The organism is Protofrankia coriariae (assembly GCF_001017755.1).
Lineage (GTDB): Bacteria > Actinomycetota > Actinomycetes > Frankiales > Frankiaceae > Protofrankia > Protofrankia coriariae.
In genome coordinates, this window is the sequence record NZ_JWIO01000017.1 from 111,420 (window position 1) to 117,392 (window position 5,973).

Consider the following 5,973-nt stretch of genomic DNA (forward strand, 5'->3'; position numbering starts at 1 on the left):
GCGGGCGCCAGCCGCTCGAACTTCTCGTAGGGCAGGTGGTAGAGCCGCTCCATCCGCTCGGCCACCAGCTGTCTGGCCCTGCTCGCCTGGGTGTCGATCCCGCACCAGAGGTTCAGTCCGTACCAGGACGGCAGCGGCCTGCCCTCCTGCTGGGCCACCTCGGCGATCTGCTCGCGGGTCGCGGCGAAGCGCCGGGCGGAGCAGAAGATCCCCAGCCAGCCGTCGCCGAAGCGCACGGTCCGCCGTACCGCGGCCGCCGACGAGCCGCCGATCACGATCGGGATCCTGGGCGTCGGAGCCGGCAGCACCCGCGCGTCCTTGAGCTCGAAGAACTCCCCGCTGTGATCGACCGCATCGCCCAAGGCGAGCGCACGCAGCACGCGCAGGCTCTCGTCGAGGCGGCGTCCCCGGGTCGACGGGTCGACGCCGCAGTTGAGCGGCTCGGAGCGGTCCTCCCCACCCACGCCGACCCCGAGGATCAGCCGGCCCGGCGCCAGTTGGGAGACCGAGGCGAGCTGGCGGGCGACGGTGGTCGGATGCCGCAGCGCGAGCTGGTAGACGCCCAGCAGCACGGGCAGATCGTCGTTGCTGGTCAGGGCCGCGGTGGCGGACACCAGCCCGTCGAAGCCCCGGCCGCCGTGGAAGCTGACATGATCGGCGACGACCACGTGGTCGAGCCCCGCGGCATGGACACGACCGAGCAGATCACGCCGCTGCTGTGGGCTCGTCGAGAGAATCGACTCGTGCACGTCCAGCCCGACCGTGATCATTTCCCGTGCCTCCCACCCAGAACGTCCTTGGCGATAATGCGCTTCTGGATCTCTGCCGTGCCGTCCGCGACCAGATAGGCCATGACATCACGAAATCTCTGCTGCAACGGGAACTCGGTCGCGTAGCCGAGGTTACCGTAGATCTTCATGGCCGCCTCGATCGCGTCCTTGGCGACAATTGGCGGCCACCACTTGCTCATGGAGGCATGCGCGGTGTGCGGCCGGCCGGCATGGCGCAGCCACAACGCCCGATAGCACAGCCACCGTGCGGCCTCCAGATAGGTGGCCTGCTCGGCAAGAAGAAAAGATATGCCCTGGTACTCGGCGATCGGACGGCCAAAAGCCTCCCGCTGCAGGGCATAGTCAGCGGCTTCGTCGAGGCTGGCCCGGGCCGCGCCGAGACACATCAGGCCCAGCGCGGCACGGCTGAAATCAAAGTGGCTCATGACACTGTGGAAGCCCCGGCCGTACTCACCGATGAGGTTCTCCGTCGGCACGAACACCTCGTCGAAGTGGATCGATCCCCAGCCCAGCGGCAGGCAGCCCATCCCCGGCATGTGGCTGACGGTCACGCCCGGAGTATCGGTCGGGACGACGAAACAGCTCACCCCCTTCGAGCGCGCGGACCCCGGCTCGCGGGCGTAGACGAGCGTCGCGGTGGCGTTGCAGGCCCACGAGATGGCGGTCTTCTCACCGCGCAGCCGCCAGCCGCCGGCCACCGGCTCGGCGACCGTGCGCAGCGCGCCTGCGTCGGAGCCGGAGCCGGGCTCGGTGAGCGCGATCGCCACCGTGATCTCACCGGCGATCAGCCGCGGCAGGTACTCCTTCTGCACGGCCGTGGTGCCGTGTGCCAGCTGAGATCCCACAAGCCCGACCTGCACCGGCGCGGACGCGATGTTCACGTCGCCGTAGGCCAGCGTCTCCGCCGCGAGCCCGAGCGTGATCGGATCCTCGACGCCGGTGCCGCCGAACTGCTCGGGCAGGCCGATGCCGAGCACACCGAGATCGGCGAGCTGACGCTGGATGTCGAACGGGTAGTCCGTACGGGCCGCCCGGTCCCGATAACCGGGCAGTAGTACATTCTCAGCGAACTGGACGAGCGCACGCCGGAAGTCCTCCTGTTCCTCGGAGAATTCGAAAGAAATCATTTTATTCCGCCTTAGAATAAGGTGCGGAACGCGACAACCACGATCGCGTTGGCCGCTATGCCTGTCCCATTCCCGAGATGACACCGCACCGGCACGCCGTCACAAAGGATGATTGCCTCGTCACGGTCGCGCACAGTCGGCTACCAGCAGGGCGCGTCGGCGATGCCGCGTCACCGACGACACCAACGCCGGAGCATGGCCACCAACGGCGGAACACCGGGATCCCGATCGAATCGGGGCCAACGGTGCCCAGCCTGGTCACACCACAACAGCCGCAAGATCGCCACATGCGGCCTTTTCAGCATCATGACCCAACCAGGGCCGACCGGCAACGGGTCAACACCTCCGTCCAACATCCCGTACCGACGATCACGGACTCGGCTTCGCGGGACGGCTCCAGCCGCCGGCGCGGAGGGAGGCCGATACGGGGGCGCTGGTACGAGGAGCTCCACCGGGCCGGTCGAAAGCCTGGCGGAGCGTGACCGCTATCCGCCCCGAAGGGATCAACAGTGATCGCCGACAGGGCATACCGGACAACCCGCACCGGGCGCCGCGCCAAACGGATGTACGCTGACGACCAGCGCCGGAGCAGGCACCACAAAACTTCTCAGCACCCCCTCAGCACCCCCCTCAACATCCCTCAGCGCCCCTTCGGAACGCCCCTCGGAACCCGGTACCTGCTGGCCCGGAGCCCGTCGTCGTCCTACTATTCAATCTTGGACAGGCAGCACCTTTCCGCGTCAGGCGGACCGGCCCGCGCGTCGCCCCGGCGGCACCGACCGCGATTCGTGTTCCGGACGGCTCTCGATGACGAGGAAACGGAGGCCATCATGTCCACTACCAGCTCCGGTGATGGTGGCGGACGCTCGCGCGCGGCGCGGGGCGAGAACTGGTTCCTCCGCCGTCCCGAGCTGCCACGCAACGAGCTCGAACGTGTGCGTTCCATTCTCCAGCTGGTAGCCAGGCTGACCGGCTGGGACTGTGCGCCGCTGAGCATCACCCCGTTGGACGCGCACACCGCGGAGATGTCCCTGGCGGCGGCCCAGGACGCCATTACCGAACGGCTGGCCGCCGGCGTGGAGCAGACCGGCGGCCAGGCGCACGCGGAACTGATCGCGGCGCTCACCCGGCTCTGCCAGATCCGGATATCCCTGCGTGACGCGATGCTGGCCCAGCGAACGTCGACGCTGGCCGACGTACGCAATACGTTGAGCCGGTTGCGGGATCTCTCCACGGTCCAGGACCTGATAACCAGAGCTCCCGCCGAGGTCGAAAAACTCGGTTTCGGACGTGCTCTGCTGTCCCAGATCCAGAACTCCCGCTGGGTGGCGAGGTCGGCCTACGTCCGAGGCGATCCGGATCTTGCCGCACTGATGGTGAAGGCCGGCAGCACGGACCCGGTCCTGCTGGACCAGCAGGTGCTGGAGACCGACATGGTCCACCGGCGGCAGCCGATCCTGATCAGGGATGCCCAGGCAAACCCGCAGGTACATCCCCTGCTCAAGATTGTAACTGGCTCACGTTCCTACGTCGCCGCACCGATCGTGTCGATGTCGTCGGTGATCGGCTTCATGCACGCCGACGCGTACACCGACCGGCGGCACGTGGACACTCTGGACCGCGAGGCCATCGGGCTGTTCATGGAGGGCCTGGGCTACGCGATCGAGCGTGCCGTGTTCGCCGACCGGATGCTGGCCCTTCGCGACCAGTTGTGTACCTATACGGCGGGTATATCCGACCTGATGGCATCCTTCACGGCGGACGACATGTCCCTGAAACCCGCCGGCGCCCCCGCCGAGCCCGTTCCGGTTATCGGGACGAACGTGCTGGTCAGGGCGATCGAGGACGTTGTGGACTCGCCTCTGACCCGTCGGGAGATCGAAGTTCTGCGGCATATGGCCGACGGCGCCACCAATGCGCGGATCGCCACCCGCCTGATGGTTTCCGAGGGCACCGTGAAAGTGCACGTGAAACACATTCTGCGCAAGCTCGGAGCCACCAACCGGGCAGAGGCCGTCTCACGCTATCTGAACACAATGCAACGCCGCCGGCCGGAACCCGCCAGTTCTTTCGGAAAAAAATCCCTCTGGAACAACTAGGCGTCTTCTCCCGGCGCGCACCGTTACCGGCGCCTCCCGGACGGCGGGTCCTGTCAGAACAGTTCCCGCCGGTCCGGAAAAGCGTCACCCCCGCAGCTCCGGAAACTCCTCGTCGCGGTATTCACGGACGGCCGCCCCACTGCCCGCCACAGCGGCCGCGGCGGCGCCGAGCGGATGCAGTTCCTCCTCCCGACGGCGAAGTTCCACCCGCCGGATCTTGCCGGATATCGTCTTGGGCAGCTCGGCGAATTCAAGGCGGCGTATCCGCTTGTACGGCGCGAGCTGCTGGCGGGCGTGGCGCAGAATCGACAGCGCGGTGTCCCGGTCGGGCGCGTGACCGTCGGTGAGTACCACGTACGCCTTCGGGACCGCCAGCCGGATTGCGTCCGGTGACGGGACAACGGCGGCCTCGGCGACGGCGGGATGCTCGATCAGCACGCTCTCCAGCTCGAACGGCGAGATCCGGTAGTCCGACGCCTTGAACACGTCGTCCGCGCGGCCGATGTAGGTGATGTACCCGTCGGCGTCACGCGAGGCCACGTCACCGGTGTGGTAGTAGCCACCCGCCATCGCCTCGGCGTTGCGTACGGCGTCGTCCCGGTAGCCGACCATCAGCCCCAGCGGACGCTGGGCGAGGTCCAGGCAGATCTCACCCTCCTGCGCCGGCTTACCGGTGGTGACGTCGACCAGCGTGACGTGGTATCCGGGCACCGGGCGTCCCATGGAGCCCGGCTTGACGAGCTGGCCCGGCGAGTTGGCGATCTGCACGGTGGTCTCAGTCTGCCCGAAGCCGTCCCGGATGCGCACCCCCCAGGCCTTCTCCACCTGCTCGATGACCTCGGGGTTGAGCGGCTCGCCCGCACCGACGATCTTGCGTGGCGGGTTGCGCACCACCGTGAGGTCGGCCTGGATCAGCATCCGCCACACCGTCGGGGGCGCGCAGAAGCTGTCCACCCCGCACCGGTCGATCTGCGCCAGCAGCGCGGCGGCGTCGAACCGGCTGTAGTTGTAGATCAACACCGTGGCCCCGGCGTTCCAGGGAGCGAAGACGTTGCTCCACGCGTGCTTGGCCCAGCCCGGCGAGGAGATGTTCAGATGCACGTCACCGGGTGTGAGCCCGATCCAGTACATCGTCGACAGATGCCCGGCCGGGTAGGAGGCGTGGGTGTGCTCGACGAGCTTCGGGGCCGCGGTGGTGCCCGAGGTGAAGTAGAGCAGCAACGGGTCGCTGGCCCGGGTCACACCATCCGGGACGAACGCGGCGGGCGCCTGGGCCGCGTCGGCGTAGGAGGCCCAGCCCGCCACCGGCGCTCCGACCGCGATCCGGTCGTACTCGCCGGGCACGTCGGCGAACTTGTCGGTGTCGGCCGCGCCGACAACGACGTAGCGGGCCTGGCCACGGGTGATCCGGTCCCGCAGGTCGGCGGACGCGAGCAGCGTGGTCGCCGGGATGACGACCGCGCCGAGCTTGATCGCCGCGAGCAGCGTCTCCCACAGCTCGACCTGGTTGCCCAGCATGAGCACGATACGGTCACCGCGCGTCACGCCCCGCCCGCGCAGCCAGTTGGCCACCTGGTTCGAGCGGGCGGACAGCTGCGCGAAGGTCTGACGCCGCTCCGAGCCGTCCTGTTCGACGATCCATAACGCGGTCCGGCCGGAGCTGTCCGGGTCGGCACCGAGATGGTCGAACCACTCCAACGCCCAGTTGAACTCCGTCAGCTCCGGCCAGTGGAACCCGGCGTACGCGCTGTCGTAGTCCTCCCGGTGGGCGAGCAGGAAGTCCCGCGCCGCGCGGAACGCGGCCAGACCACCTGCACCCGGCGCCTGTGATGTCAACTGTCCTCCCTGAGTGGTAACCCCGTGAGCGCTGGGACTCCCGGCTGTGCGGCCCTCAGCTGTGCGGTCAGCGACTGTACGACCAGTATCCGTACGACCGGCGGCCGGTGCGCGGCAGCC

The 5,973-nt window shown here is 68.1% G+C and carries 4 protein-coding genes; 1 reads left to right on the forward strand and 3 read right to left on the reverse strand.

What is annotated here, in order from left to right:
• A partial coding sequence (locus tag FrCorBMG51_RS12620) for an LLM class flavin-dependent oxidoreductase (RefSeq protein WP_047223326.1) occupies positions 1 to 770 on the reverse strand: 770 nt, incomplete at its 3' end.
• Positions 767 to 1,918: an acyl-CoA dehydrogenase family protein gene (locus tag FrCorBMG51_RS12625; protein ID WP_047223255.1), complete on the reverse strand. Its 1,152-nt coding sequence runs from the start codon at positions 1,916 to 1,918 to the stop codon at positions 767 to 769. The genes FrCorBMG51_RS12625 and FrCorBMG51_RS12620, both read right to left, overlap by 4 nt.
• Positions 1,919 to 2,748: 830 nt before the next feature.
• On the opposite strand from FrCorBMG51_RS12625, the gene FrCorBMG51_RS12630 reads away from it, so the two are divergent.
• Entirely contained in the window at positions 2,749 to 4,017 is a 1,269-nt protein-coding gene (locus tag FrCorBMG51_RS12630; protein ID WP_157180488.1) for a LuxR C-terminal-related transcriptional regulator, read from the forward strand.
• A gap of 84 nt (positions 4,018 to 4,101) precedes the next feature.
• On the opposite strand, the gene FrCorBMG51_RS12635 is transcribed toward FrCorBMG51_RS12630, so the two are convergent.
• The gene (locus FrCorBMG51_RS12635) at positions 4,102 to 5,853 is read right to left on the reverse strand and encodes an AMP-binding protein (protein WP_047223308.1); all 1,752 of its coding nucleotides are present in this window, start codon (positions 5,851 to 5,853) and stop codon (positions 4,102 to 4,104) included.
• Between the last annotated feature and the right edge of the window lie 120 nt (positions 5,854 to 5,973).